Source organism: Streptomyces sp. MA5143a, assembly GCF_900290235.1.
In the GTDB taxonomy this organism is placed as follows: Bacteria; Actinomycetota; Actinomycetes; order Streptomycetales; family Streptomycetaceae; genus Streptomyces.
In genome coordinates, this window is the sequence record NZ_OLMK01000073.1 from 133,140 (window position 1) to 158,744 (window position 25,605).

Here is a 25,605-nt window from a genome sequence, read left to right on the forward strand (position 1 = left end):
GTCCGCCGCGCTGGTCGCGACGCCGGTCGTCGAGTTGCCGTAGTACACCCAGCGGAAGGAACCGTCGGTGGAGGCGGTGACGCTCGCCTTGAGGCCGCCGGTGCTGCAACGCTCCCGCGAGCGCGGCCACCGCGACGGTTCGTCTGCCTGTCTTCATTCACACCTCTTCGAAAGGATGTCCCCATCAGAGGGCGGCAGAGTAGCAAGGGTGATCTCGCGGCGTTTCCCTACGTCAAACCTGCTGGAGGGGGCAGACTTTGCTCTCGGTCAGGGACGTACGGCAGAACCGGAGAAACCGACGTCATGGTGAAGGTGCGGCTGGAGACCAGCCGGGAGCACGTCGCCGAGCTGGCGCGGCTGCGGGATCCCGTCGGCGCCGTCGAGGAGCTGATCTGGAACAGCGTCGACGCCGACGCCGAGTACGTCGTCGTCACGTTGGAGCGCAACGACCTGGGCGGCGTGGACAGGGTCAGCGTGCAGGACGACGGCAGCGGAATGTCGGCCGAGAGCTGCGAGGAGTACTTCCGACCGATCGGTGCCTCCTGGAAGAAGCGCTCGCAGGGAAGCCCAGTGAAGAAACGTGCCCTGCACGGGAAGAACGGGCGCGGCCGGGTTCGTGCCTTCGCGCTCGGCACCCAGGTGCGCTGGACGAGCGTCAGCGACGCATTCGGCGGCCGACAGCAGTTGGTGATAGAGGCGGACCGTCGCTCCATGGACGAGTTCGACATCGGAGACCCGGAACCCACGGACGACCCCACCGGCACGCTCTTCGAGGCGTTCGGCGGGGACGAACAGCTGAACACTCTGGCCGACGAGCGCGCCAGGTCATCACTCACCGCGGCATTCGCCACCTACCTGGAGAAATACCCGGATGTGCGGATCGAGTACGACGGCCGGAATCTCGATCCGGCCGCCGAGCGACTTCACGTACGCGACTACGTCCTGCCATCACCCGCCAGCTCGGCCGAGGCTTCTGACGAACCAGCGCGTCTCAGGGTCGTCGAATGGCGCAGGCCCGTCACCCGCGCGCTTTTTCTGTGCGACGGCCAGGGCATGTCCCGAGCTCAGCTCAAGCCCGGCATCCAGGCCCCCGGCTTCAATTTCACCGCTCACCTCAACTGGTCCGGATTCGACGACGTCGACTCCGAGGACCTCGCCTTCACCGACTGGGTGTCGCACGGCCCACTTGCCGATGTCCTCGCCGCTGCCCGCGACCAGTTGAGGAGCCACGTCCGAACACGCGTCGACGAGCGACGGCGGGAACAGGTCGCGGAGTGGCGTAGGGAAGGCATCTACCCGTACGCGGGGCCACCCACCGGTGCACGCGAACGAACGGAACGCGAGACGTTCGACGCGGTGGCCACGACCGTCTTCCGTCACCTGCCCAAATCCACCGGAACGCGCAGGACCACGTTCGCCCTGCTCCGATCAGTCCTCGCGCACGAGCCCTCGGACGTCCTCCGCATCGCCGAGGAGCTGTTCAACCTCTCCAAGCAGGAACGTGAGCAGCTCAACCGACTCCTCGACCGCACTCCCCTGTCGGCCCTGGTCAAGGCCTCCACGGCCGCGACGAGTCGGCTGGACTTCCTGGCGGCTCTGGAACACCTCGTCTTCGACCCCGAGGCCAAGAACCGTGTGAGGGAACGCTCCGAACTCCACCGCATCCTGGAGAACGAGTGCTGGGTCTTCGGCGAGGAGTACGGCCTGCATGTGAGCGATCGGAGCCTCGACGAGGTACTGCGGCAGCACTGCCATTTGCTCGGCCGCGAGAAGCCGACCGGCCCTCCCGTGCTCCGGCCCGACGGGCGCCGCGGAATCGTCGACCTCATGTTGTCGCGAGCGTCCCGCCACCGGCACGACGAGCGACACCACCTGGTGGTCGAGCTCAAGCGTCCCGGCCTCACTCTCGGATCGGGCGAGTTCGAGCAGCTCAGCAGTTACGCACAGGCCGTCCGAAAGGACGACCGGTTCCGTGACACCCGCACGACATGGGACTTCTGGCTGGTCGGCAACGACATGACGGACACGCTCCGGGAGCTGTCCCACCAACCCCACAATCCCCCGGGCTGCGCCCTCGACCAACCGACGTACAGGATCTGGGTCCGGACCTGGGGCGAACTCGTTCAGGACTGCGAAACCCGACTCCGCTTCTACGGCCAACAGCTGGAGTACCAGTCCTCCACCGAACACGCGATGGACTACCTGGTCCGCAACCACGGCGAGGCGGTGGCGGTACTGGTGGCTGACGGGACGATTCCCGCCACTCGAAGCGCCGACGCTGTCGTCACACCTTGAACAGCGACTTCGGGTCGGCAGCGGCGGCGTTCAGCATCGCCGAGCGAGCCCGCGCGTTGCGCTGGCTACAGGCGAACGCCGACGACTTCCTTGACTTCGGTGTGCTCGAAGCCAAGGAGCAAGCAAAGTGGACGACTTCGGCGCAGTCACAGGGTAAGACCCATCCTTTCGCTGTCCGCAGACAAGGGTCGGCCATGTGATCACCGGGCAGAGCAGAGATGCGCTCCGCCCCAGTGAACCAACTGACAGCTCAGCCCTCGGCCGCGTACGCCACGAACTCCGCCCACGCGTCCCTCGCGAGCGCGAGCTGAGGCCCGGTGAGGTTCTTGGAGTCGCGGACGTGGACGGTGCCGGGGGCTACGGCGATCTCGACGCAGGACTCGCCGTCATTGCCGCTGCTGTAGCTGCTCTTGAACCAGGCCGGTTCTGAGGCGTCCCCGGCGGAGGCCTTACTGATCATGTCTCTCCCAGCAGTTGCTCGATGAGGGCCAGCGATTCCCAAGGAGGGAGAGCCTGCGCTCGGATGGTGCCATACCGCAGCTCAAGAATGCGGAGCTGCCTCGGGTCGGAGACGGGACGCCCGCCGAATGCTCCGTCGGAACGTCCGACCGCCGTACCGTCCACGTACTTCAGCAACTCGATCCGGCCGTCAAGACCGGAGTGGACCTCAACGCGTGTCGGCATCACCTGGAGCGTGACGTGGCGCATCCGCCCGACCTCCAGCAGACGTTCGAGTTGCTGTCGCCACACCATTGTGCCTCCGAGCGGGCGTCGCAACGGGGCCTCTTCCAGGACGAAGTGAATCGACGGGGCAGGGTCGCGCTCGAACACCGCCTGCCGAGCCAGACGAGCGGCCACCATGCGCTCCACATCATCCGGCGAGTAAGGCGGCTGCGCTGCCTCGATCAAGACCCGGGCATGCTCCGGCGTCTGCAAGAGCCCATGAACGCTGTTGCACTCGTACACCCCGATCTCGACCGCCTTCGCCTCCATCTCCCCCAGCGCCCGCACCTTCCTCGGGTACCGGACCTTCTTCACGTCCTCCCACGTCGCCGTGATGAGCCCGCCCGCGCCCAGCGCCTCGTCGGCCTTGTCCAGGTACTCCTGCCGGGGAATCCGTTTCCCGCCCTCGATCTTGTAGACCAGGTCCTCGCCGTACCCGACAGCCCTCCCGAAGTCGGCGGCGCTCATCCCCACCGCCTCCCGCCGCAGCTTCAACTGCCGCCCGACCGTGGCGATGACCGCGACGCCCCACTCGTCGTCCGGGTCCACCTCCCAGCCCGGCTCGTCGGCCTCCGTCTTGAGCCGCCCCGCGTCGCCGTCCACCAACATCGCGCACCTCTCCGCCGTACCGTCGCGCCTCAACGCCCCCTACCCGTACGGCCCTTCCGGACAGGCCCGACACGACCGGACAACGTCCGGACAGTCACCGTACGTATCAGCGCAGTCACTGTTCACAGTAGGTGCGCGCCGCCACGCTGAGTGACGTGAATACGGAAACCGTCGGCCCTGACACCGAACACCCCAGCCCCATCCGCAACTTCAGCGTGCGGCTGTCCTCCACTCCACGCGGAGCCCGCCTCGCCCGGCTGCTCGCGACCGAGCAACTGCGCACCTGGGGACTTCCGCCCGACCCGGCGGAGCACATCGTCGCGGAGCTGGCCGCCAACGCGGCGACACACGGGCGGGTCCAGGGACGCGATTTCGAGGTGACGCTCTACGTCATCGGCGACACCCTCCGCATCGAGGTCACCGACACCCGCGCCGAACGGCTTCCGTGCGGTCGGCGCCCCACCGCCGACGACGAGTCCGGACGCGGCCTGCTTCTCATCGAGGCGCTCGCGGACCGCTGGGGAACCACGCCGGGGCGCCCCCCACGCAAGACCATCTGGGCCGAGGTCCAACTCCGCCCGGCACCGGCACCCAACGGCTCGTGCTTCGGTGGCACGGGCCGTCTTTTCCAAAGAACTCACAGGTGAAAGAACCCCCACCAAGCCCCACCCCTCCCGCCCGCCGAGCGGCCTCACCCTCGCGAGTGAACATCGCCAACTCGGCTGGCGCCGGGACCCGTTGCGCGCCTTACTCTCAGCGCAACACAACCGCAGACATGCGACGGCCCCCGCCGGGACGGCAATCCCAGTGCGAGGGCCTGACCACCGAGGAAGGTAAGGACTTCCCGATGGATACGCAGCACCCTAGCGCGCCCGCGCGCGCCCACGCCCGGCTTGCCGACAACAAACACCCGAAGCGGCAGAGCCACTCCAGCTCAGGCGGTCTGGTACACGACCACACCCGCCACACCACCCGCTTCACGGTGATCGGCAACCACCTCGCCCAGCACCCGGAGCTGTCGCTCCTGGCGATCGGGCTGGCCACGCACATCCAGTCGCTGCCGCAGAGCGCCCGCGTCGACATCAAGAGCCTCGCGGCCCGTTTCACGGAGGGCGCGACCCGTATCGCGGCGGCGCTGCGCGAGCTGGAGACCCACGGCTACCTGCGCCGCGAGCGCGTACGCACGCCCGCGGGCCGCATCGTCACCCGCACGATCTCCTGCAACCAGCCCGGTCGCGGCGGCCACGCGGCGGCCGAGCCCGCACGCCGCACGCACCCCTCCCGCCCGGCGAAGAAGCCACCCCGCAAGCCCCTCCCCGCCGTCCCCCAACCCTCCTACCGCTCCCCCACCCTCCTCCAGACCGCCACCGACCTCCTCGCCGACCTGCGCCGCACGGACCCCCGCCTCCTCCTCTCGGCCTGCGACACCGCGCACCTCGCCCCGGGCGTGGCCGCCTGGCTGGAGCGCGACCTCAGCCCCACGGCCGTACGCCAGGCCCTGGCGAAAGACCTCCCGTCTGAGCCGATCCACCGCCCGGCCGCCCTCCTGGCCCACCGCCTCACGGCCCAGCTGCCACCCCCGCCGCCGTTCCGCGCGCCCGCGGCACCACCCGCCATCCAGTACCCCATGACGAACTGCGACGGATGCGACCGCGGCTTCCGGGGCCCGCAGGACAGCCGCTGCCGCGACTGCCGGCCCAGCCCCACGCCCGACCTCAATGGGGCCACCTAGCATGAACGTGACGATCCTTGCCCCCGGGCACAGACGACGAGGAGCGCGCGCCATGACCACCCTCCCGGACAACGCACAGCCCGGCTCCTCCCACCTCTACCGGGCTATGCGGGACTTCGTTCAGTCGATGGACGACACCCTCCCCGGCAAATTCGAGATCACCAAGGAAGGGATCGTCCACGACATGATGGCGCCCATCGGACCGCACGAACTCACCGTGCTGCGCCTACGAAAGCGCCTGGAAAAGGCGATGCCGGAAGAGATCGTGGCCCATACGGGTGAGCCGGACGTGGAGGGCGAAGCCGAAGGCATCATGCGACGCCCTGACGTGATGGTGATCGCCGAAGCCGACATGGAGGTCGAGGGAGCCTTTGATCCCCGCACGATTTACGCCGCCGTCGAGGTCGTTTCCCGTTCCAACCCCGACAACGACTGGGTCACCAAAATGCGTGACTACCCGCTCCTCGGCATCGCCGAGTACGCGGTCTTCGACCCCCGCACCGGCACGGGCGCCGTCCTCACGGACATCCACTCCACCCCGGACGGCCCCCGCTACGCGACCCGCAAGGACTTCGTCTACGGCGAGGACGTCACCATCGCCGACTGGACCATCTCCACCGAGAACCTGCCCCGCTACCCGGACCCGGAAAAGGGCTGAGGGCGAGCCCGGTCACCGCCCCGCCGCCAGCCCCTCCCTCAGCGCCTCGTACGCCGGCTTGCGGCCGTACGTCTCGTCCATCGGGGTCGCCGAGCCCTGGCCCTCGAAGACGCCCGGCACCCAGGAGTACTTGTCGGTGAAGCCCCACACCGTGAAGGACTTGCAGCTCCGGGCGCCCAGGCAGGCGTCGAGCAGGCGGCGGTAGTAGCTCGCCTGGGTCGCCTGCTTCGTCTCGTCGACCGGCAGGATCATCCGCACGTCGACCTCGGTGAACGCGGTCTGCATCCCCAGCGCCCCGAAGCGGGCGAGGTTCTCGGCGACCTGCCCCGGGAAGCCGTACTGGATGGCGAGGTGGCCCTGGATGCCGAAGCCCTGGACGGGGACGCCCTCGGCGCGCAGCCGCTTCGCCAGGCCGTAGTAGGCGGTGGACTTCGCGTTGACGCCCTCGACGTTGTAGTCGTTGAGGAAGAGCTTCGCCTTCCGGTCGGCCGCGTGGGCCCAGCGGAAGGCGTCCTCGATGTAGGAGGGGCCCAGCTCACGCAGCCAGATCGAGTCGCGCAGGCTGCCGTCCTCCTCGAAGACCTCGTTCACCACGTCCCACTGCTGGATCTTCCCCTTGTACCGCTTCACCTCGGCGGTGATGTGGTCGCGGAGGATCTTCCGCAGCTCGGCCCGCCCGATCGAGCCGTCCGCCACCCCGTTGGTCAGCCAGACCGGCAGCTGGCTGTGCCAGACCAGGGTGTGGCCGCGGACCACCTGGCCGTGCGCCCGCGCGTAGCGGACCAGGTCGTCGGCCGGCTTCCAGTTGTGGACGCCCCGCTCGGGCTCGACCGACTCCCACTTCATGACGTTCTCGGCGGTGACCGAGTTGTAGTCCCGGCCGGTCGTCCTGCGGTACGTCCGGTCGTCCGCGAGCGCCGTCATGTCCACGGCCGTCCCGATGCGTACGCCCGCCCGGTCGGCCAGCGCCCGCAGGGACGGCCCCTGACCTCCCCCGCCCGCTGACGCCGGCTGCACGGCCACCACCGTGGACAGCAGGGTCCCGGCGGCCAGCGCGAGCGCGGGCAGGCGGAAGCGGTTCATGTGCCTCATGCGTGGTTCCTCTCTCGGTTCCGGCTCTCGGCGCCGGAAGTCAGATACGCCGGCTCTCCAGCGGTCCCAGATACGTCGGTGTCAGCCCACCCGTGTCGATCACCAGGCGTTGCAGGATCACCGTCGGGTCGACCATCCAGAACTTCAGGCGCCGCACCCCGGGTCCGGCAACCGTGTGCCGGGTCGCCGTCACGTTCACGTTGTCGGAGGTGTTGCGCGCCCACTGCTTGTTCATGAGCCCGTCGTCGGCGCCGGTGACGGCGTGGATGTCGACGACCTGGGGTTCCGCGTCGTCGAAGGACACCGCGTAGCGCAGGCCGCCCGTCGGAAGGGCGGGGTTCCGCGGTGAGACGTACGCCCACACCGTCACCTCACCGCCCGTCGGCACCGACAGCAGGCCGACCTCGTACTCCAGCCGCGGCCCGGCCCCACCCGGTGTCTGCCGCGCCGCCGTCACCGGCCACGGGGCCATCCCCGCCCCCGTACGGCCGATCCGCTCGATCCGCCGCCAGCGGACCCGGCCGCCGGACGAGCCCACGGCCCGCACATGGTGCTCCGCGTCGATCGCGACGTACCCACCGGCCTCGACGAACCCCCGCAGTGCCCGCGCCTGCCGGGCCGACGGCTTCTCGGCGACCGCCCTCACCGTCACCGAGGCCCCCGCCCCGCTCACCGTCAGCGTCCCCTCCGCGCCGCCGGCCGGCACCCGCGCCCAGTCCACCCGCACGGCCACCCGGACCTGCTGGTCGACCCGGCCGCGCGACCGGTCGACGACCAGCCACGGCACCGACGGCTCGACGCGGTACGAGAAGGGCGTACGGCCCCGGTTGAAGATCTCGACGTACTGCCGGGGTCGCGTCTGGTACGGGCTGAACACCGGGAGCACGGCCGCCGCGCCGGACGCGCCGCCCGGCCACCACGCCCCCCGGTCGTCCGCCCCGTCGACGGCGACTCCCAGCTCCGCGGCCTGTGGCACCTCGATCCGCCGCACCTTGGGGAAGATCTCGTCCGGCAGCGCCTGGTGGTCCTTCTCGGGCTGCTGCCACCCGGCGTTGGGGCCGTAGCGTTCGACGTCCCCGTACCCGATGTGCGGCTGGGTCTGGAAGCCCCGCCACTTCCCGTCGGCGACCTCGGTGTTGAAGCGGTCGGCGAGGGCGAAGTCCCTGGTCAGGCCCGCCTCCGCGGCGGCCGCCCGGTCGTTCGTCGCCGCCCGCCCCTGCCGCGCGTACAGCAGGTTCTTGAACTCGTCCTCCCGTAACCCGTACAGGTTGGCCGTCGCCAGCACCGGGTAGCCGACCAGCTCGAACCAGGCGTCCTGGACGCGGGCCGGCTGTTTCCGCCCCAGGCGCTCCGCCCGCCGGGCCAGCGCGCGCCACTCCTCGGTGACCCGCTCCAGCTCGTGGTGCCCGAAGTGGAACGGCGTCTCCTTGTCGTCGTAGACGATCGCCCGCTCGTCCTTCGTCGGGTCCTTCGACGGGTCGAGGGTGATCCGCCGGTTCAGCAGCTCGGGCTTGCGGCGGGCCTGCAACTGTCCGTACGCGCTCAGCACCTCGGCGATCTCGTCGGCGAACCGCTCGCCGAAGTTCTGCCGGGCGAACCCCCGCTCCCACTCCTCCAGGTTCTCCAGTCCCCAACGACCGGGCCGCCAGGCGTAGTTCAGGAAGAACTCGGTGGGCAGCTCGTTCCCCTTCAGGTCGCCGACGTTCGCCACCCACAGGCCGTGGTTGCCGTAGGCGTCGGCGGTGTGGAGCTGCTCCCAGAGGTTCGCGAGGTTCGCCGTGTCGACCCACTTGTAGTTACGGCCGACGCCCACGTAGTCGAAGTGGTAGTACAACCCGTAGCCCCCGGATCGGGGCTCCCGTGGGTCGGGATGCTTACGGATGTTCCCCCAGTTGTCGTCCGTCAGGACGACCGTCACATCGTCCGGTGCCCTGAGGCCCCGGTCCCAGTACCGCTGGACCTCCTTGTAGAGGGTCCACACCTGCGGGGTCTCGTCCGCCGGCCTCCCGGTCACCTCCTCGATGATCCGGCGCTGCGTCGCGATGATCTCCGTCATCAGCTCGATGCCGTCGCCGTCGGGCAGGCTCGTGTCGCCGTTCCCCCGCATCCCCAGGGTGACGACGCCCTCGAAGTCCTCGTCGACCATGCGCCGGATGCCGTCCCGCCAGTAGGCCCGGATGGCCTCGGCGTTGCGCCGGTACGACCATTCCCCGGTGCCCCCGTAGGGGTCGCGGCCGGGGGTGACGATCGCCCCGGAGGAGTCCCTGACCGCCGGCACGGCGTGGCGGTTCCACTCCTCGATGCCCCGCATCATGGGCGCCTCGTGGGACGTGCCCATGACAATCCCGTACTCCTTGGCGCGCGCGTGGTTCTCCGGGTCGTCCTCGGCGAACGCCCGCCCCCACACCGCCGGCCAGACGTAGTTCCCCTTCAGCCGGAGCAGCACCTCGAAGACCTTGGCCCAGAAGTCGGCGGTGAACCCACCGGGATACCCGGGCGCCTTGCCGGGGCCGAAGAACGCCGGCGCCCAGGTCCCGAGTGCCGGGTTCTCGTCGTTGATGAAGACCCCCCGGTACTTCACCGCCGGCGTGCCCTGGCTGTACCGGCCCGGCAGCACGTACACCTCGTCCCGGCGCACCGGCGGCACGTCGTCCCACCAGTACCAGGGGGAGACCCCGATGCCGTACGACACGTCGTACACCCCGAAGATCGTGCCGCGCGGATCGCTGCCCGCGACCACGAAGGCCCGCTCCACCCCGGGCATCGGCCGCTCCACGACCGTCTGCAACGAGGTCTCCCACTTCCCCCGCACCCCGCTGACGTCGAGCTTCCCCGCGCTCACCAGCCCGTCGATCAGCGGACTCCGCCCGATGGTCCCCACCAGGACCACCTCACGGCCCATCGAGCCCCCCGGCCGCACCCCCGTGACCCGCTCGATGTCGTCCCGCAGATCCCCCGCCACCCGTACGACTCCGGGGTGATCCTCGGCGCTGACCACGACCGGCGCGCCCACCAGCGGAAACGCGCCGGGGGTCGGGGTGAGGGACAGATACGCCCCCGGGTCGGACACCCGCAGCGCCCCACCCCCACCGCCGACCCCGCCCCCGGCGCCGCCGCCGGCCGTGGAACCGTCGTCCGCCGACGCGGCCCCCGGCAACGCGGGGCCCACGGCAAGCCCCGCGCCCACTCCCAGAACGGTTCTACGGCTGACGTCCGCGGACATGCCACACCCCTCGACCGATCGTCCCGAAACCGGGATTTGCTCAGCGACATGACAAATGGTGGAGGGAGTGAAGCGAGGGGACAACGGGTCAGGCGCGTCGAATAGTTTCGAAGAGGGAAGTGCGGCCTACTTCTCTTCGAACATCCCCTTGGAAGCGCCGGCCCCGTCCCAGGGCACCTCCCGGCAGGGCTCGGCCTGCCCCTTGAACGCGTACACCACGGAGGCGGGCATACGTTTCCGGGGCTTCCACTGCGGCTCCTCGAAGACCAGCGAATCACCAGGGCGCAGGATGAAGGCGTGGACGGGCATCACATCGCCGCCTCCCGAAGACTCCCTGATCCAGCCCGGCTGATAGGCATCGCCACGCGGGTGCGCGCAGACATGACCGTCCCTGGGCCTGTCGACGGTCAGGCTGATGTCGTCGGCACGCAGCCGTTCGCCCAGCTCCTTCAACTCGTCGCCGCTCAGCCCGATGTCCTCCATGCTGACCGTGACGGTGCCGTCGTCGTTGCGCTCCACCGCGTACGCCCGCGGCCCACCCGTCGACGACGGCACCGCGACCACGACCCCCGCCGCCACAGCGCACGCCGCCAGCGCCACCAGCGCCCGCCGGGGCGTGACCCGGCGCCGCCGCACCGGCTCCTCCTCCGTCCGGTCCGCCGCGCGCAGCGCGATCTCCCGCTGGAGTTCGCCCAGCAGCCGGTCCTCGAACGTGCTCCCCGTCTTCCCCGTCTTCGTCGTCATGCCTCTCCCCCTGCGTAGCTGAGCCCCGCTGTCTGCTCCATCGGCGCGGCGGCCGACCGCAGCGCCTTGCGCGCCCGGTGCAGCCGCACCCTCGCGGTGACCTTGCGTATCCCGAGAGCCGTCGCCGCCTCCGTGACGCTGAGCTGGTCGACCGCGACGAGTTCGATCACCGCGCGTTCCCCGTCGGGCAGCCCTTCCAGCGCGGCCAGCGCCCGTCGCCCGGCGGCCTCCGCGTCGAGCTTCTCCTCCAGCCGGTCGATGTCGTCGCCGTCGAGCAGCCGGCGGCCGGCGATACGGCTGCCGAGGACGCTCTGGCGGGCGCTGCGCCGGGCCTCAGCGGCGACGACGTTGCGCGCGATGCCGTAGAGCCAGGCCGTCTCGCTGCCGAGGTCGGCCCGGTAGGCGTGCGCGGAGTCGATGGCCGCGAGGAACGTCTCGGCGGTCAGGTCGGCGACGGTGTGCGGATCGGTGACCCGCCGGGCCATGAACCGGGTGACGGTGTCGACGTGGCGGCGATAGAAGACCTCGAACGCCGCGGGATCGTACATCGCTCCCTGCGGACCGCCCCGGCTTCTGCTGTCCGGTGCCAAGGTGGGTACCTCCCGTCGTCGGTCATGCTGTCACCTGTACTTGGCCCGGGAGGGCGAAGGCGTTACCGGGAGAAGCCCCGGCGCAAGCCTGGGCACAGCGAAAGGGCCCGTACGACCGAAGTCGTACGGGCCCCTTCTGGAGCTCGTGCTGGAGCTACCAGGTCAGATCAACGGACTTACTTGTTGATCTTGGTGACCTGGCCGGCGCCCACGGTCCGGCCACCCTCACGGATGGCGAACTTCAGGCCCTCTTCCATGGCGATGGGCTGGATGAGCTCGACCTTCATCTCAGTGTTGTCGCCCGGCATGACCATCTCCGTGCCCTCGGGGAGGGTCACAACACCGGTCACGTCAGTCGTACGGAAGTAGAACTGCGGACGGTAGTTGTTGAAGAACGGCGTGTGGCGGCCACCCTCGTCCTTGGACAGGATGTAGGCCTGGGCCTCGAACTCGGTGTGCGGGGTGACCGAACCCGGCTTGATGATGACCTGGCCGCGCTCGACGTCCTCGCGCTTGATGCCACGGAGGAGCAGACCGACGTTCTCACCGGCCTGGCCCTCGTCGAGCAGCTTGCGGAACATCTCGATGCCGGTGACCGTGGTGGTGGTCTTCTCGGTCTTGATGCCGATGATGTCGACGGTCTCGTTGACCTTGAGGACACCACGCTCGATACGGCCGGTGACGACCGTACCGCGACCGGTGATGGTGAAGACGTCCTCGATCGGCATCAGGAACGGCTTGTCGACGTCGCGCTCCGGCTCCGGGATGGCGGAGTCGACGGCGTCCATCAGGTCCAGGACCGACTGGCCCCACTCCTTGTCGCCCTCGAGCGCCTTGAGCGCCGAGACCTTGACGACCGGCAGGTCGTCGCCCGGGAACTCGTACTCGGAGAGGAGCTCACGGACCTCGAGCTCGACGAGCTCCAGGATCTCCTCGTCGTCCACCATGTCGGCCTTGTTCAGGGCGACGACGATGTACGGAACGCCGACCTGGCGGGCCAGGAGCACGTGCTCCTTGGTCTGCGGCATCGGGCCGTCGGTGGCGGCGACCACGAGGATGGCGCCGTCCATCTGGGCAGCACCGGTGATCATGTTCTTGATGTAGTCGGCGTGACCCGGGCAGTCGACGTGCGCGTAGTGACGCGACTCGGTCTGGTACTCGACGTGCGCGATGGAGATGGTGATACCGCGCTGGCGCTCCTCAGGAGCCTTGTCGATCTGGTCGAAGGCCGAGGCCTCGTTCAGGTCCGGGTACTTGTCGTGCAGCACCTTGGTAATGGCGGCCGTGAGGGTCGTCTTACCGTGGTCGATGTGACCGATGGTGCCGATGTTGACGTGGGGCTTAGTCCGCTCGAACTTCGCCTTCGCCACGGGGTCCTCCTGTGGAGTGGTTCTGAACGCCTTGCTTCATCGGCGCCAGGTGATCTTTGCTGGAAAGCCCGGGCCCCGGGGTCAAACATCCGCGTTCGCGGGGGTTTGACCCCGTAAGGCTCCGGAGTCAAGCCTAAAGGCTGGAACTCTACTGAGTTACTCGCCCTTGGCCTTCGCGATGATCTCCTCGGCGACGTTCCGCGGAACCTCGGCGTAGGAGTCGAACTGCATGGAGTAGCTGGCGCGGCCGGACGTCTTGCTGCGCAGGTCGCCGACGTAGCCGAACATCTCCGAGAGGGGCACGAGGCCCTTCACGACACGGGCACCGGCCCGCTCCTCCATGGCCTGGATCTGGCCACGGCGGGAGTTGATGTCGCCGATGACCTCACCCATGTAGTCCTCGGGCGTGGTGACCTCGACGGCCATCATGGGCTCGAGCAGCACGGGGCTGGCCTTGCGCGCGGCCTCCTTGAAGGCCTGCGAACCGGCGATCTTGAACGCCAGCTCGGAGGAGTCGACCTCGTGGTAGCCACCGTCGATCAGGGTGACGCGCACGCCGGTCATCTCGTAACCGGCGAGGATGCCGAACTGCATGGCCTCCTGCGCACCGGCGTCCACCGAAGGGATGTACTCCTTCGGGATACGGCCACCGGTCACCTTGTTCACGAACTCGTACGAGGCGTCGCCGCCCTCGATCGGCTCGATCGCGATCTGCACCTTGGCGAACTGGCCGGTACCACCAGTCTGCTTCTTGTGCGTGTAGTCGACGCGCTCGACGGCCTTGCGGATCGTCTCGCGGTAGGCGACCTGCGGCTTGCCGACGTTGGCCTCGACCTTGAACTCACGGCGCATACGGTCGACCAGCACCTCGAGGTGCAGCTCGCCCATACCACCGATGATGGTCTGGCCGGTCTCCTCGTCGGAGTGAACCTGGAAGGAGGGGTCCTCCTCGGCCAGGCGCTGGATCGCGACGCCGAGCTTCTCCTGGTCGCCCTTCGACTTGGGCTCGATGGCGACCTGGATGACCGGGGCCGGGAAGTCCATGGACTCCAGGATCACCGGCTGCTTGTCGTCGGCCAGCGTCTCACCGGTGGTGGTCTGCTTCAGGCCCATGACGGCGACGATGTCGCCGGCGCCCACCGAGTCGATCTCCTCACGCTTGTTCGCGTGCATGCGGTAGATCTTGCCGATGCGCTCCTTCTTGCCCTTGACGGAGTTCAGCACGGCGGTGCCGGACTCCAGGCGACCGGAGTAGATCCGGACGAAGGTGAGCTTGCCGAGGTGCGGGTCGCTCATGATCTTGAACGCCAGCGCGGACAGCGGCTCGTCGTCGGACGGCTTGCGCTTGATGACCTCTTCCGGGTCGTTGACGGCGTGGCCCTCGATGGCCTCGACGTCAAGCGGCGTCGGGAGGTAGCGCACGACCGCGTCGAGCAGGGGCTGGACGCCCTTGTTCTTGAACGCGGTGCCACAGAACACCGGGGTGACCGTGGTGTCCTTGGACTTGCCGGACGCGATGGTGATACGACGGATCGCCGCGTACAGCTGCTCCTCGGAGGGCTCCTCGCCCTCCAGGTACAGCTCCATCAGCTCCTCGTCGTTCTCGGCGACGGCCTCGAGCAGCTTGCCGCGCCATTCCTCGGCAGCCTCGGTGTGCGTGGCCGGGATGTCGACGGTGTCGTACATCTCGCCCTTGGCGGCCTCGGCGGACCACACGAGCGCCTTCATGCGGACCAGGTCCACGACGCCCTTGAAGTCGGCCTCAGCGCCGATGGGGAGCTGCATGACGAGCGGCTGGGCGCCCAGGCGGTCCGAGATCATGTCCACGCAGCGGTGGAACTCGGCGCCGGTGCGGTCCAGCTTGTTGACGAAGCAGATGCGGGGCACGCCGTAACGGTCGGCCTGACGCCACACCGTCTCGGACTGCGGCTCCACGCCGGCAACGCCGTCGAACACCGTCACGGCGCCGTCGAGGACACGGAGCGAACGCTCCACCTCGACGGTGAAGTCGACGTGACCCGGGGTGTCGATGATGTTGATGGTGTGGTCGACACCCTCAAGCGGCCAGTGACAGGTGGTGGCAGCAGAGGTGATCGTGATGCCACGCTCCTGCTCCTGCTCCATCCAGTCCATCGTGGCGGCGCCGTCGTGGACCTCACCGATCTTGTAGCTGACGCCGGTGTAGAAGAGGATCCGCTCGGTGGTGGTCGTCTTGCCCGCGTCGATGTGGGCCATGATCCCGATATTGCGGACCCTGGCCAGGTCAAGTGAAGTGGTAGCCATAAGGCTTCAGTCTTCTCTCGGTCTCGATGGGGTCTGCGACTACCAGCGGTAGTGCGCGAAGGCCTTGTTGGACTCGGCCATCTTGTGGGTGTCCTCGCGCTTCTTCACAGCGGCACCGAGGCCGTTGGAGGCGTCGAGAAGCTCGTTGAGCAGACGCTCGGTCATCGTCTTCTCGCGACGGGCGCGGGAGTAACCGACGAGCCAGCGCAGCGCGAGCGTGTTGGCACGACCGGGCTTGACCTCGATCGGAACCTGGTACGTCGCACCACCGACACGGCGGGACTTGACCTCGAGGGTCGGCTTGATGTTCTCCAGAGCGCGCTTCAGCGTGATGATCGGGTCGTTGCCCGTCTTCTCACGCAGGCCCTCCATGGCGCCGTAGACGATGCGCTCGGCGGTGGAGCGCTTGCCGTTCAGCAGCACCTTGTTGATGAGCGACGTGACAAGAGGAGAACCGTAGACCGGGTCGATGATGACCGGGCGCTTCGGGGCGGGGCCCTTACGAGGCATTCTTACTTCTCCTTCTTGGCGCCGTAGCGGCTGCGGGCCTGCTTGCGGTTCTTGACACCCTGGGTGTCGAGCGAGCCGCGGATGATCTTGTAGCGAACACCCGGCAGGTCCTTCACACGGCCACCACGCACGAGCACGATGGAGTGCTCCTGCAGGTTGTGTCCCTCACCCGGAATGTAAGCGGTGACCTCGATCCCGCTGGTCAGACGCACACGCGCGACCTTACGCAGGGCCGAGTTCGGCTTCTTCGGGGTGGTCGTGAACACACGCGTGCAGACGCCGCGGCGCTGAGGGGAACCCTCGAGTGCGGGCGTCTTGTTCTTCTCGACCTTGTCCTGCCGGCCCTTACGGACCAGCTGCTGGATCGTAGGCACTACTTCTCCGGTTTCTGTGTGCCGAATGGTGAAGCTAACCCGGAACATCTCCGACCCACGCGGTCGGGTGTGTCGAATACTGCGGGTTCCCGCCGCGAGGCAGAAGGGCGCAGATTACGGCGTCCGCTTACGGCTCCCACCTGTGCGGTTCAAGGCACGCACGAGAGCCAGGGCACACCCCAGGCACAAGGTCTGAGCGTACCTATCGCATTCGCTACGGTCAAAACAAATGGGTACCCGCTGCGCTGGGCCTGGGCCGGGGGGCCTTCTCCGGCGGGGGCCGGGGGGCTGCCGGGGGTCTTCCGCCGGTGCCCTTGCCGGTGGGGCCGAGGGTGCCGGGGACGGGGAGAGGTCGGGCGGGGGGCCTTGGGGCCGGGGGCGGAATCGACGACGGGTGCCGCCGCCCAGCGAGCGGCTGCCCGGCAAAGAGGGGCGGCTACGTAACGAGACCCGGCAAGGGCCGCGGGGTGTCCGGCAAGACGGGACGGCTACCCAGCGAGACCGCCCGGCGAGTTGCGCGGCGGCTCCCGGCGAAGGGCTGCCCGCCCCCGCAACCTCAGGGTTCTCGGCCCCAGGGTTTCCCGGCCGGCACCCAGGGGCCAGCCGCCCCCTCGTCCTCAGACTCCGCTTTCCGAGGCCACCCCGGCGATGATCATGATGGCGAGGAAGAAGGCCCAGCCGGCGACCGAGAGCCAGCCCAGGATGAGGCCGGCCAGGGCGAAGCCCTCGCCGCCCTCGCCGGTGCGCTTGATCTCGGAGCGGGCGGTGTGGCCGAGGACGACGGCCGGGATACCGGTGAGCCCCATGGTCATCGTAGTGAGCACACCGCACACCATCGCGCCGACGGCCTTGCCGTTGGTGGGCGGGGGCAGAGCGGGGGCCGGCATGAACGTACGCGGGACCACCGGCGGCATCGCGGGCATCGCACTCGGCTGCATGGCCGAGGGCCCCTGCGGCAGATCGGCGACCAGAAGGGCCAGCTCACCCACCGTGCGCGCCGTGTAGGCCCGCTCGATGCGCTTCTCATACTCGTCCTGCTGGAGGCGGCCCTCACTGAAACCGGCCCGCAGGACATCCACGGCACGCTCACGATCGGCATGGGCGGCGAGCAGCGACGGACTACTGCCCTGCGCCTGCCACGGCATCGGCTGCCACGACGGGTTCGACACGAGAAACACTCCCCCGGACTGGTTGTGCCTCCAATGATGCTCCAACGCACGTCCCCCGGCACAGGTTCCCGGACGCCGCTTGTGTTTCGTTTCCGCTACCAGTGTCCCGGTTCGGCGACCGAGCGGGCGGTCGGGCGTCCGCGACGGCGACGCGACGAGGCCCCGGGGCGCGAGGCGCGGCAGGGGGCGACTGTCGGCCAGCGGCCGATTGCAGCCCGTTTCCCGCCCGGCCGCCTCAAGTACGTTGAGGGGTCGCGGTATCGACGGCATCGGCACAGGTGGACGCGGGGGCGAGGGCATGACCGGGGGGCGTACGCGCGCGTGGGACGACGACGGGTTCGACGACCGTGTGCCCTTTCTGGCCCGGCTCGAGAAGGAGGACCGCGCCGCCCTCCTGGCTGTCGGCCGGCCTCTGCGGTACCGGGAGCGCGCCGTGATCATGCACCAGGACGAGCCGTCCACCCATGTGCTGCTGCTCCTGCACGGCTGGACCAAGGTGACGGCCATCGCCGCCAACGGCTACGAGGCGCTGCTCGCCCTTCGCGGCCCCGGCGACATCCTCGGAGAGGGCGCCGCGCTCAGCGGACACCACCGCTCGGCCACGGTGACGGCACTGGAACCGGTCGAGGCGGTCGTCATCGACCAGGCCCGCTTCACCGCGTTCCTCTCGGGCAGCCCTCAGGTCTCCCTGCAACTGCTGGGCCTGGCCACCGACCGGCAGCGGGCGACCGACCGCCGTCGGCTGGAGTGGGCGGCGCTCACCGTTCGGGAGCGGCTCGCCGTCCTACTGCTCGAACTCGTCCGCACCCACGGCAGCCGCACCGACGAGGGCATCGAGCTCACCCTCGGGCTCAGCCAGCAGGAGTTCGCGGGCTCGGTCGGCTCCTCCCGAGAGGGTTGGACCAGCCCGTCGGATACGTCCTCTGCGACTGGACGGCCCGCCGCCGTCATCCGCTGCGCACCCCGCACCTGTCGGGGCTGCGCGAGCAGTTGGAGCGCGTCGGCGGCCATCTGGTCATCACCGTCGAGTCCTCCGCGCTGCCGACTGACGTCCCCTATGTGCGGTGGGAGCCGCCACCGACCTCCGATGTGCTGCACTCCCACGTCACACGCGCCCTCGGCGAGGCGCCCTGGACGGAGCTGAGTGGGCTCCCGTACGTCAAGGAGTTCCTCCAACGCGAGCATCCACCGCACGAGACCGCTCAGTTCGCGCAGCGCCTCATGTCTCTAGGCCGGTGCTCGCCGCTCTGGCCGAGTATCTGCCACCCCACCCCGACCGCGCCGTCCGTGACCGGGCCCTGCTCGCCTTCGTCCAGGCCTGCGACCGGTACGAGGAGGACGGCGGTCGCCCGATCGTCCTCGACTGGTACCTGTCCGTACCGGACCGGGAGAGCGCGGATGCCCGCTACCTGGCCGCCTTCTGGGAGGCCGCCCTCGGCGACCACGAACTGACCGCCCAGGCCCTGCGGACACTGCGCAGCTGGATCCTCACCGCCGGCCGGGACCGGCAGTCCGAGGTCGCCCTCGTGTCCCTGTTGCCGGCGCTCACCGGTACACCCGCCAACGAGCAGCGCGTCGCCCACCTCCTGCGGACCCTGCGTGACTCCGACGAGGACACCACCGGAGTGGCCGCACGGCTGCTCACGACCGTCGCCTGAACCTGCCCTGTGGAGCGGCTCATGTCCGAAACGCACCCTCAGCCCGACGAACCCGACTGGCTTGAAGAAGCCCCTCCTCTCCCCGCCTCCCGTACCGACCCCGTCATCAGGGTCTGGCAACTGCCCCGCCTCCGGCTCGGCGGCCGGCGGTTCACCGGGCGGCTGGACAACGCACTGGTCTTCGTGACCCGGAAGGGCTCGTACGAGACCTTCCTGCCCCCGGCCCGGCCCACGACCGTCCGCCGCTATGTCGCCCTCTACGAGGTGAACACCGACCCGCACTCCTTCCAGCTGTGCGAGCACCTGCCCAGCGACGTCGACAGCTTCGAGTTCGACCTCGTCGCCGACATCACCTGGCGGGTCAGCGACCCCGCCCGCTTCGTCGCCAGTCAGGAGCGCGACGTACCCGGCCTTCTGATCCGCGAACTCGTCCCACTGATGCGCGCCGCGAGCCGTGGCCACGCCATCGGCGACAGCTCCCGGGCCGAGCGGGCGGTACAGCGGGCGTTGAACGACGCCGCGCCGATCGGCACGGACCAGGGGCTGCGTGCCACCGTCACCGTGCGGCTGCGCCGCGACGTCACCGAACGCACCCACCAGGAACGGCTGCGCGTCGCACGGCACGAGGCGGAGGCGGCGCCGCCCGAGCAGGCGGTCTCCGCGCGGCGCCTGAGGCACGAGGCCCACATCAGGTCCGAGAAGATCAAGTTCTACGAGGACTGCCTGGCCAGAGGCGACACGGCCGCGCTGGCCCTCCATCTGGCGGAACACCCCGAGGACACCCGGCTGGTCCTGACGCGGCTCGGCGAGGAACGCAAGGAGCTGTTCGCGACCCAACGCCATCTGATCGACCGTGTGCTCGACAAGGACGGCCTGGAGAGCTACCAGATGGAGGAGCCCCGCCAACTCACGGCCCAGTGGATGACGACCGTCCTCAAGTCCGGGGCCACCCCCGAGGACGAGATCCCCGAGGCCCCGGCGTGAGCGGCGTACCCGCCCGGCTGCCCGGACCCCAGGTGGAGGCAGGTCTGCGGTTGCTGGGCGACCTCCGGGCGGAGATCGCGCGCGCCGACACCAAGGCCTCCGTCCTGGTCGGAGCCCTCGGCATCACGGCCGGTCTGCTCGGCGGACACGGCTGGGGCCCGGCCGGGCTCCCGCCCGCCGCCGCCGTCCTGTGGTGGCTCGGCGCGGCCTCGCTCTTCGCCGCGCTGTTCGCCCTGCTGCTCGCCGTCCTGCCCCGCTACCGCAGAAGCAGCTGGGAGCCCGGCCGCCCCCTCACCTACTTCGGGGACGTACGGCGTGCCGCCCGCTCCGGCGGGCTCGCCACCGCCGTGGCGGAGACCGGGCGCGATCCCTCCGTCGGTCTCTTCCCGGCACTCGCCGAGACCAGCCGGATCGTGGCCCGCAAACACCTCTGGATCCGCACCGGCCTGATCGCCTTCGGTTGCGCCGCGGTACTGCTGCCCGCCTCCGCCCTCATGGCCTGATCACGCCCCGTGCGGCACCCGATCCGACAAGGAGCGCCATGTCCGTACCCCACGGTTCCGAGAGCCGCCGAAAACCTGCCGACCCGGGCCCCGGCCTTGGATCCGGCCACGAACCCGGCTCCGCCCCGCGGCCCCCCGCGGGCCGCGTCCACATATCGGCCCGGCACCGGCACATCGACGTCACCACGCTCGGAACGCTCGCCCTCCACCTACCGCACCTGCTCACCAGCCTGACCGTCGTCCTCGCGGCCTCGTACGTCGTCGACGCCCTGTTCGGGCCTCCCTGGTGGATTCCGGTCGGCTGCTGGGCGGCGAGCGGCGCACTGGCCTTCCACCGGCCCTGCGAACGTCTCCTCGCCCGCTGGCTGTACGGGCTGCGCCACCCCACGCCGGAGGAGGCCCGGAAACTGACCTCGGTCTGGCGGAAGGTCACCGCCCGGGCCGGGGTGGACCCGGACGCCTACCAGCTGTGGGTCGAGGACAGCGACGAGGTCAACGCCATGGCCGCCGCGGGCCACATCGTCGGCGTCACCAGCCACTCGCTCCGATCCCTGGCGCCGGCCCGGCTCGCCGCAGTGCTCGCGCACGAGCTGGGGCACCACGTGGGAGGCCACCCCTGGGCCTCCCTGATCACCATCTGGTACACGCTGCCGGCCAAGCTCACCTGGCGCCTGCTCCGCCGGCTGGCCGCGCGCGTCGACCGTCTCCCCGTGGGCACCGCCGCCGTGGTGATCGGCGTCCTGGGAGCCACCGTGTTCGCCGTGGCGACCGCCACCTACGGCCTGGTCCTCCTCCCCCTGGCCACGCCCTACCTGGTCGCCGCGGTGTCCCGCCGCTCGGAACTCCGCGCCGACGAGCACGCGGCCGGCCTCGGTTTCGCGCCGCAACTGATGGCCGTGCTGCGCGAGGACCTCGCCCACGATGAGGCGTCGCGGGTGGGTGCCACGGCCATGGGCGTCCGCTTCGAGGAGGAGGGTGTCGTCGCACGGCTCCTCGCCTCGCACCCCGACGTCCACACCCGGCTCCACCGTCTACAGACCCACGTGGACAGCGCGCGCTGACACACCCGCCCCCAAAAACCCCGAAGGGCGCCCACCCCGCGCAAACGGAGTGGGCGCCCTTCGGCAGACGTACGCCTTACTGGTTGTACGGACCGTAGTCGTAGTCCTCCAGCGGAACGGCCTGGCCGGAGCCCGTGCCGAACGGCGAGTAGTCGATGTCGTCGTAGCCGACGGCCGAGTACATCGCGGCCTTGGCCTCCTCGGTCGGCTCGACCCGGATGTTGCGGTAGCGGGACAGACCCGTACCGGCCGGGATGAGCTTACCGATGATGACGTTCTCCTTGAGGCCGATCAGCGAGTCGGACTTGGCGTTGATCGCCGCGTCCGTGAGGACTCGCGTCGTCTCCTGGAAGGACGCCGCCGACAGCCAGGACTCCGTGGCCAGCGAGGCCTTGGTGATACCCATGAGCTGCGGACGACCGGAGGCCGGGTGACCGCCCTCCTGCACCACACGACGGTTCTCCTGCTCGAAGCGGGAGCGCTCGACCAGCTCGCCGGGCAGCAGCTCGGCGTCGCCGGACTCGATGATCGTCACGCGGCGGAGCATCTGCCGGATGATGATCTCGATGTGCTTGTCGTGGATCGACACACCCTGCGAGTTGTACACCTTCTGGACCTCGCCGACCAGGTGGACCTGGACGGCACGCTGACCCAGGATGCGCAGCACGTCGTGCGGGTTGGTGGCACCCACGGTGAGCTTCTGGCCCACCTCGACGTGCTCGCCCTCGCTGACCAGGAGTCGGGCACGCTTCGAGATCGGGTACGCCGTCTCGTCGCTGCCGTCGTCCGGAGTGACGACGATCTTCTTGGTCTTCTCGGTCTCCTCGATCCGCACGCGGCCGGAGGCCTCGGAGATCGGGGCGACACCCTTCGGGGTACGGGCCTCGAAGAGCTCGACGACACGCGGCAGACCCTGCGTGATGTCGTCACCGGCCACACCACCGGTGTGGAAGGTACGCATCGTCAGCTGGGTACCGGGCTCACCGATGGACTGGGCGGCGATGATGCCGACCGCCTCACCGATGTCGACCAGCTTGCCGGTGGCCAGGGAGCGGCCGTAGCACATGGCACACGTGCCGACCTTGGACTCACAGGTCAGGATCGAGCGGGTCTTGACCTCCTCGACGCCGTGGCGCACGAGCTGGTCGATGAGCACGTCGCCGAGGTCCACGTTGGCCGGCGCGATCACCTTGCCGTCGATGACGACGTCCTCGGCGAGCATGCGGGCGTAGACGCTGGTCTCGACGTCCTCGGCCTTGCGCAGGACACCGGTCTCGTCCTTCGAGGCGATCCGCAGCTTCAGACCGCGCTCGGTGCCACAGTCCTCCTCGCGGATGATGACGTCCTGCGAGACGTCCACCAGACGACGGGTCAGGTAACCCGAGTCGGCGGTACGCAGGGCGGTGTCCGCCAGACCCTTACGGGCACCGTGCGTGGAGATGAAGTACTCCAGCACGGACAGGCCCTCACGGAAGGACGCCTTGATCGGACGCGGGATGGTCTCGTTCTTCGCGTTCGACACCAGACCACGCATACCGGCGATCTGCCGCATCTGCATCATGTTTCCTCGGGCACCCGAGTCAACCATCATGAAGATGGGGTTGGTCTTGGGGAAGTTCGCGTTCATCGCCTCGGCGACCTCGTTGGTCGCCTTGGTCCAGATCGCGATGAGCTCCTGCGTGCGCTCTTCCTTGGTGATCAGACCGCGCTCGTACTGCTTCTGGACCTTCTCGTCCTGCGCCTCGTACCCGCGGACGATCTCCTTCTTCGCCTCGGGGACGACGACGTCGGAGATGGCCACGGTGACACCGGAACGGGTCGCCCAGTAGAAGCCGGCCGCCTTCAGGTTGTCGAGCGTCGCCGCCACGATGACCTTGGGGTAGCGCTCGGCGAGGTCGTTGACGATCTCGGAGAGCTGCTTCTTGCCCACCGAGTAGTCGACGAACGGGTAGTCCTCGGGCAGCAGCTCGTTGAAGAGCGCACGGCCGAGCGTGGTCCTCAGACGGAAGGTGTCACCCTGCTGCCACTCCGGCTCGCCCTCCTCGCGCGCCGGCGGGGTCCAGCCGCGCGGCGGGATGGTGCCCACCGGGAAGCGGATGTCCACCGCGGACTGCAACGCGAGCTCGTCGGCGTCGAACGCCATGATCGCCTCGGCCGTGGAGGCGAACGAACGCCCCTCGCCCTTGGTGTCACGGAGTTCGCCGTCGGTGGTGAGGAAGAACAGACCGAGGACCATGTCCTGGGTCGGCATCGTCACCGGACGGCCGTCGGCCGGCTTGAGGATGTTGTTCGAGGACAGCATCAGGATGCGGGCCTCGGCCTGCGCCTCCGCGGACAGCGGCAGGTGCACGGCCATCTGGTCACCGTCGAAGTCCGCGTTGAACGCGGTGCAGACGAGCGGGTGGATCTGGATGGCCTTGCCCTCGACCAGCTGCGGCTCGAAGGCCTGGATGCCGAGGCGGTGCAGGGTGGGAGCACGGTTCAGCAGGACCGGGTGCTCGGCGATGACCTCTTCGAGGACGTCGTACACGACCGTGCGGCCGCGCTCCACCATGCGCTTGGCGCTCTTGATGTTCTGCGCGTGGTTCAGGTCGACCAGGCGCTTCATCACGAACGGCTTGAACAGCTCCAGCGCCATCGCCTTCGGCAGACCGCACTGGTGCAGCTTCAGCTGCGGACCGACGACGATCACGGAACGCGCGGAGTAGTCCACACGCTTGCCGAGCAGGTTCTGACGGAATCGTCCCTGCTTACCCTTCAGCATGTCGCTGAGGGACTTCAGCGGGCGGTTACCGGGACCGGTCACCGGGCGGCCGCGACGACCGTTGTCGAAGAGGGCGTCAACAGCCTCCTGAAGCATGCGCTTCTCGTTGTTGACGATGATCTCCGGAGCACCCAGGTCGAGCAGGCGCTTCAGACGGTTGTTGCGGTTGATCACACGGCGGTACAGGTCGTTCAGGTCGGAGGTCGCGAAGCGGCCACCGTCCAGCTGCACCATCGGGCGAAGGTCCGGCGGGATGACCGGCACGCAGTCGAGCACCATGCCCTTGGGGCTGTTGCTGGTCTGCAGGAACGCGGAGACGACCTTGAGGCGCTTGAGCGCACGGGTCTTCTTCTGGCCCTTGCCGGTGCGGATGATCTCGCGGAGGCGCTCGGCCTCCTCGTCCAGGTCGAAGGACTCCAGGCGCTTCTGCAGCGCCGCGGCACCCATCGAACCGTCGAAGTACGTGCCGAAGCGGTCACGCAGCTCGCGGTAGAGGAGCTCGTCGCCCTCCAGGTCCTGGACCTTGAGGTTCTTGAACCGGGTCCACACCTCGTCGAGACGGTCGATCTCGCGCTGCGAACGGTCGCGCAGCTGCTTCATCTCACGCTCGGCGCCCTCGCGCACCTTGCGGCGCACGTCGGCCTTGGCGCCCTCGGCCTCCAGCTCGGCCAGGTCGGTCTCGAGCTTCTTGGCGCGGGCCTCCAGGTCGGCGTCCCGGCGGTTCTCGATCTGCTGCCGCTCGACGGAGACATGCGCCTCCAGGGAGGGCAGGTCGCGGGTGCGGCGCTCCTCGTCGACGTACGTGATCATGTACGCCGCGAAGTAGATGACCTTCTCCAGGTCCTTCGGGGCGAGGTCGAGCAGGTAGCCCAGCCGCGACGGAACGCCCTTGAAGTACCAGATGTGGGTGACGGGAGCGGCCAGCTCGATGTGGCCCATCCGCTCACGGCGCACCTTGGCGCGCGTGACCTCGACGCCACAGCGCTCACAGATGATGCCCTTGAAGCGGACACGCTTGTACTTGCCGCAGTAGCACTCCCAGTCCCGGGTCGGACCGAAGATCTTCTCGCAGAAGAGTCCGTCCTTTTCGGGCTTCAGGGTGCGGTAGTTGATCGTCTCGGGCTTCTTGACCTCGCCGTGGCTCCACTGACGGATGTCGTCAGCGGTGGCCAGACCGATCCGGAGCTCGTCGAAGAAGTTGACGTCGAGCACTATGCGTCAATCCCTCTCAGGGTTGTAAGTCTTTGGTCTGAAACGGGGGTC

22 protein-coding genes are annotated in these 25,605 nt (G+C 69.0%); 10 read left to right on the plus strand and 12 right to left on the minus strand.

Annotated elements, in window-relative coordinates; genetic code table 11:
• Positions 1 to 303 precede the first annotated feature (303 nt).
• Entirely contained in the window at positions 304 to 2,295 is a 1,992-nt protein-coding gene (locus tag SMA5143A_RS29775) for an ATP-binding protein (RefSeq protein WP_107465885.1), read from the plus strand.
• The gene (locus SMA5143A_RS42670; RefSeq protein WP_146193972.1) at positions 2,292 to 2,495 is read left to right on the plus strand and encodes a hypothetical protein; all 204 of its coding nucleotides are present in this window, start codon (positions 2,292 to 2,294) and stop codon (positions 2,493 to 2,495) included. Before SMA5143A_RS29775 ends, SMA5143A_RS42670 begins: the two co-directional genes overlap by 4 nt.
• Positions 2,496 to 2,545: 50 nt before the next feature.
• Here the strand turns inward: SMA5143A_RS42670 and SMA5143A_RS29780 are convergent, their stop codons facing one another.
• Together SMA5143A_RS29780 and SMA5143A_RS29785 are read right to left on the minus strand one after the other, a co-directional pair.
• Positions 2,546 to 2,755: a DUF397 domain-containing protein gene (locus SMA5143A_RS29780; RefSeq protein ID WP_107465886.1), complete on the minus strand. Its 210-nt coding sequence runs from the start codon at positions 2,753 to 2,755 to the stop codon at positions 2,546 to 2,548.
• Entirely contained in the window at positions 2,752 to 3,627 is an 876-nt protein-coding gene (locus tag SMA5143A_RS29785) for a helix-turn-helix domain-containing protein (RefSeq protein ID WP_107465887.1), read from the minus strand. The genes SMA5143A_RS29780 and SMA5143A_RS29785 overlap by 4 nt, the downstream gene beginning before the upstream one ends.
• 155 nt (positions 3,628 to 3,782) lie before the next feature.
• Between SMA5143A_RS29785 and SMA5143A_RS29790 the strand changes: the two genes are divergently transcribed.
• From SMA5143A_RS29790 to SMA5143A_RS29800, 3 genes are all read left to right on the plus strand, one after another.
• On the plus strand, positions 3,783 to 4,274 hold the full coding sequence (locus SMA5143A_RS29790) for an ATP-binding protein (RefSeq protein WP_107465888.1): 492 nt from the start codon (positions 3,783 to 3,785) through the stop codon (positions 4,272 to 4,274).
• Positions 4,275 to 4,474: 200 nt separating this feature from the next.
• Positions 4,475 to 5,359, plus strand: coding sequence for a helix-turn-helix domain-containing protein (locus SMA5143A_RS29795; RefSeq protein WP_107465889.1), 885 nt, complete (start codon positions 4,475 to 4,477; stop codon positions 5,357 to 5,359).
• Positions 5,360 to 5,411: 52 nt separating this feature from the next.
• Positions 5,412 to 6,017, plus strand: a complete 606-nt coding sequence (locus SMA5143A_RS29800; RefSeq protein ID WP_107465890.1) for a Uma2 family endonuclease — start codon at positions 5,412 to 5,414, stop codon at positions 6,015 to 6,017.
• Between the two features lie 12 nt (positions 6,018 to 6,029).
• On the opposite strand, the gene SMA5143A_RS29805 is transcribed toward SMA5143A_RS29800, so the two are convergent.
• The 9 genes from SMA5143A_RS29805 to SMA5143A_RS29845 all read right to left on the minus strand — a co-directional run bounded on the left by SMA5143A_RS29805 (position 6,030) and on the right by SMA5143A_RS29845 (position 17,372).
• Positions 6,030 to 7,109 carry an endo-1,4-beta-xylanase gene (locus SMA5143A_RS29805; RefSeq protein ID WP_107465891.1) on the minus strand — a complete coding sequence of 360 codons (1,080 nt, stop codon included), beginning with the start codon at positions 7,107 to 7,109 and terminating at the stop codon, positions 6,030 to 6,032.
• Positions 7,110 to 7,149: 40 nt separating this feature from the next.
• Complete coding sequence (locus SMA5143A_RS29810; RefSeq protein WP_181362064.1) at positions 7,150 to 10,332, minus strand: glycosyl hydrolase 115 family protein; 3,183 nt, start codon at positions 10,330 to 10,332, stop codon at positions 7,150 to 7,152.
• Positions 10,333 to 10,458: 126 nt separating this feature from the next.
• Positions 10,459 to 11,076 (minus strand): hypothetical protein, encoded by a 618-nt coding sequence (locus tag SMA5143A_RS29815; protein WP_107465893.1) that lies wholly within the window; start codon positions 11,074 to 11,076, stop codon positions 10,459 to 10,461.
• A complete protein-coding gene (locus SMA5143A_RS29820) occupies positions 11,073 to 11,624 on the minus strand; it encodes an RNA polymerase sigma factor (protein WP_107465894.1) in 552 nt (183 codons plus the stop codon). Before SMA5143A_RS29820 ends, SMA5143A_RS29815 begins: the two co-directional genes overlap by 4 nt.
• A 218-nt stretch (positions 11,625 to 11,842) precedes the next feature.
• Positions 11,843 to 13,036: an elongation factor Tu gene (gene tuf / locus SMA5143A_RS29825; RefSeq protein ID WP_055515262.1), complete on the minus strand. Its 1,194-nt coding sequence runs from the start codon at positions 13,034 to 13,036 to the stop codon at positions 11,843 to 11,845.
• Positions 13,037 to 13,192: 156 nt separating this feature from the next.
• Positions 13,193 to 15,319 carry an elongation factor G gene (gene fusA / locus SMA5143A_RS29830; protein WP_055515263.1) on the minus strand — a complete coding sequence of 709 codons (2,127 nt, stop codon included), beginning with the start codon at positions 15,317 to 15,319 and terminating at the stop codon, positions 13,193 to 13,195.
• A 39-nt stretch (positions 15,320 to 15,358) separates the two neighbouring features.
• The gene (gene rpsG / locus SMA5143A_RS29835; protein ID WP_003992340.1) at positions 15,359 to 15,829 is read right to left on the minus strand and encodes a 30S ribosomal protein S7; all 471 of its coding nucleotides are present in this window, start codon (positions 15,827 to 15,829) and stop codon (positions 15,359 to 15,361) included.
• A gap of 2 nt (positions 15,830 to 15,831) precedes the next feature.
• Complete coding sequence (rpsL, locus tag SMA5143A_RS29840) at positions 15,832 to 16,203, minus strand: 30S ribosomal protein S12 (protein WP_003948652.1); 372 nt, start codon at positions 16,201 to 16,203, stop codon at positions 15,832 to 15,834.
• A 617-nt stretch (positions 16,204 to 16,820) separates the two neighbouring features.
• The gene (locus SMA5143A_RS29845) at positions 16,821 to 17,372 is read right to left on the minus strand and encodes a DUF1707 and DUF4190 domain-containing protein (protein WP_375136557.1); all 552 of its coding nucleotides are present in this window, start codon (positions 17,370 to 17,372) and stop codon (positions 16,821 to 16,823) included.
• Between the two features lie 298 nt (positions 17,373 to 17,670).
• Here SMA5143A_RS29845 and SMA5143A_RS29850 point away from each other — a divergent pair, with 298 nt between their 5' ends.
• From SMA5143A_RS29850 to SMA5143A_RS29870, 5 genes are all read left to right on the plus strand, one after another.
• Entirely contained in the window at positions 17,671 to 18,516 is an 846-nt protein-coding gene (locus tag SMA5143A_RS29850; RefSeq protein ID WP_258193806.1) for a Crp/Fnr family transcriptional regulator, read from the plus strand.
• Positions 18,517 to 18,607: 91 nt separating this feature from the next.
• Positions 18,608 to 19,030, plus strand: a complete 423-nt coding sequence (locus tag SMA5143A_RS29855) for a hypothetical protein (RefSeq protein ID WP_107465895.1) — start codon at positions 18,608 to 18,610, stop codon at positions 19,028 to 19,030.
• 21 nt (positions 19,031 to 19,051) lie between these two features.
• Positions 19,052 to 20,014, plus strand: coding sequence for a hypothetical protein (locus tag SMA5143A_RS29860; RefSeq protein WP_107465896.1), 963 nt, complete (start codon positions 19,052 to 19,054; stop codon positions 20,012 to 20,014).
• Entirely contained in the window at positions 20,011 to 20,517 is a 507-nt protein-coding gene (locus tag SMA5143A_RS29865) for a Pycsar system effector family protein (RefSeq protein WP_107465897.1), read from the plus strand. The genes SMA5143A_RS29860 and SMA5143A_RS29865 overlap by 4 nt, the downstream gene beginning before the upstream one ends.
• A 38-nt stretch (positions 20,518 to 20,555) precedes the next feature.
• Positions 20,556 to 21,578, plus strand: a complete 1,023-nt coding sequence (locus SMA5143A_RS29870) for a M48 family metalloprotease (protein ID WP_107465898.1) — start codon at positions 20,556 to 20,558, stop codon at positions 21,576 to 21,578.
• Between the two features lie 76 nt (positions 21,579 to 21,654).
• Here SMA5143A_RS29870 and SMA5143A_RS29875 read toward each other — a convergent pair whose 3' ends face one another.
• Entirely contained in the window at positions 21,655 to 25,554 is a 3,900-nt protein-coding gene (locus SMA5143A_RS29875) for a DNA-directed RNA polymerase subunit beta' (protein WP_107465899.1), read from the minus strand.
• Positions 25,555 to 25,605: the final 51 nt, after the last annotated feature.

What these genes read in the sequence shown, in the direction of transcription:
- SMA5143A_RS29775 (WP_107465885.1), top strand. Translation starts at nt 304, where the DNA reads ATGGTGAAGGTGCGGCTGGAGACCAGCCGGGAGCACGTCGCCGAGCTG.
- SMA5143A_RS29780 (WP_107465886.1), bottom strand. Translation starts at nt 2,755, where the DNA reads ATGATCAGTAAGGCCTCCGCCGGGGACGCCTCAGAACCGGCCTGGTTC.
- SMA5143A_RS29785 (WP_107465887.1), bottom strand. Translation starts at nt 3,627, where the DNA reads ATGTTGGTGGACGGCGACGCGGGGCGGCTCAAGACGGAGGCCGACGAG.
- SMA5143A_RS29795 (WP_107465889.1), top strand. Translation starts at nt 4,475, where the DNA reads ATGGATACGCAGCACCCTAGCGCGCCCGCGCGCGCCCACGCCCGGCTT.
- SMA5143A_RS29800 (WP_107465890.1), top strand. Translation starts at nt 5,412, where the DNA reads ATGACCACCCTCCCGGACAACGCACAGCCCGGCTCCTCCCACCTCTAC.
- SMA5143A_RS29805 (WP_107465891.1), bottom strand. Translation starts at nt 7,109, where the DNA reads ATGAGGCACATGAACCGCTTCCGCCTGCCCGCGCTCGCGCTGGCCGCC.
- SMA5143A_RS29810 (WP_181362064.1), bottom strand. Translation starts at nt 10,332, where the DNA reads ATGTCCGCGGACGTCAGCCGTAGAACCGTTCTGGGAGTGGGCGCGGGG.
- SMA5143A_RS29815 (WP_107465893.1), bottom strand. Translation starts at nt 11,076, where the DNA reads ATGACGACGAAGACGGGGAAGACGGGGAGCACGTTCGAGGACCGGCTG.
- SMA5143A_RS29820 (WP_107465894.1), bottom strand. Translation starts at nt 11,624, where the DNA reads ATGTACGATCCCGCGGCGTTCGAGGTCTTCTATCGCCGCCACGTCGAC.
- fusA (WP_055515263.1), bottom strand. Translation starts at nt 15,319, where the DNA reads ATGGCTACCACTTCACTTGACCTGGCCAGGGTCCGCAATATCGGGATC.
- rpsG (WP_003992340.1), bottom strand. Translation starts at nt 15,829, where the DNA reads ATGCCTCGTAAGGGCCCCGCCCCGAAGCGCCCGGTCATCATCGACCCG.
- SMA5143A_RS29850 (WP_258193806.1), top strand. Translation starts at nt 17,671, where the DNA reads ATGACCGGGGGGCGTACGCGCGCGTGGGACGACGACGGGTTCGACGAC.
- SMA5143A_RS29860 (WP_107465896.1), top strand. Translation starts at nt 19,052, where the DNA reads ATGTCCGAAACGCACCCTCAGCCCGACGAACCCGACTGGCTTGAAGAA.
- SMA5143A_RS29870 (WP_107465898.1), top strand. Translation starts at nt 20,556, where the DNA reads ATGTCCGTACCCCACGGTTCCGAGAGCCGCCGAAAACCTGCCGACCCG.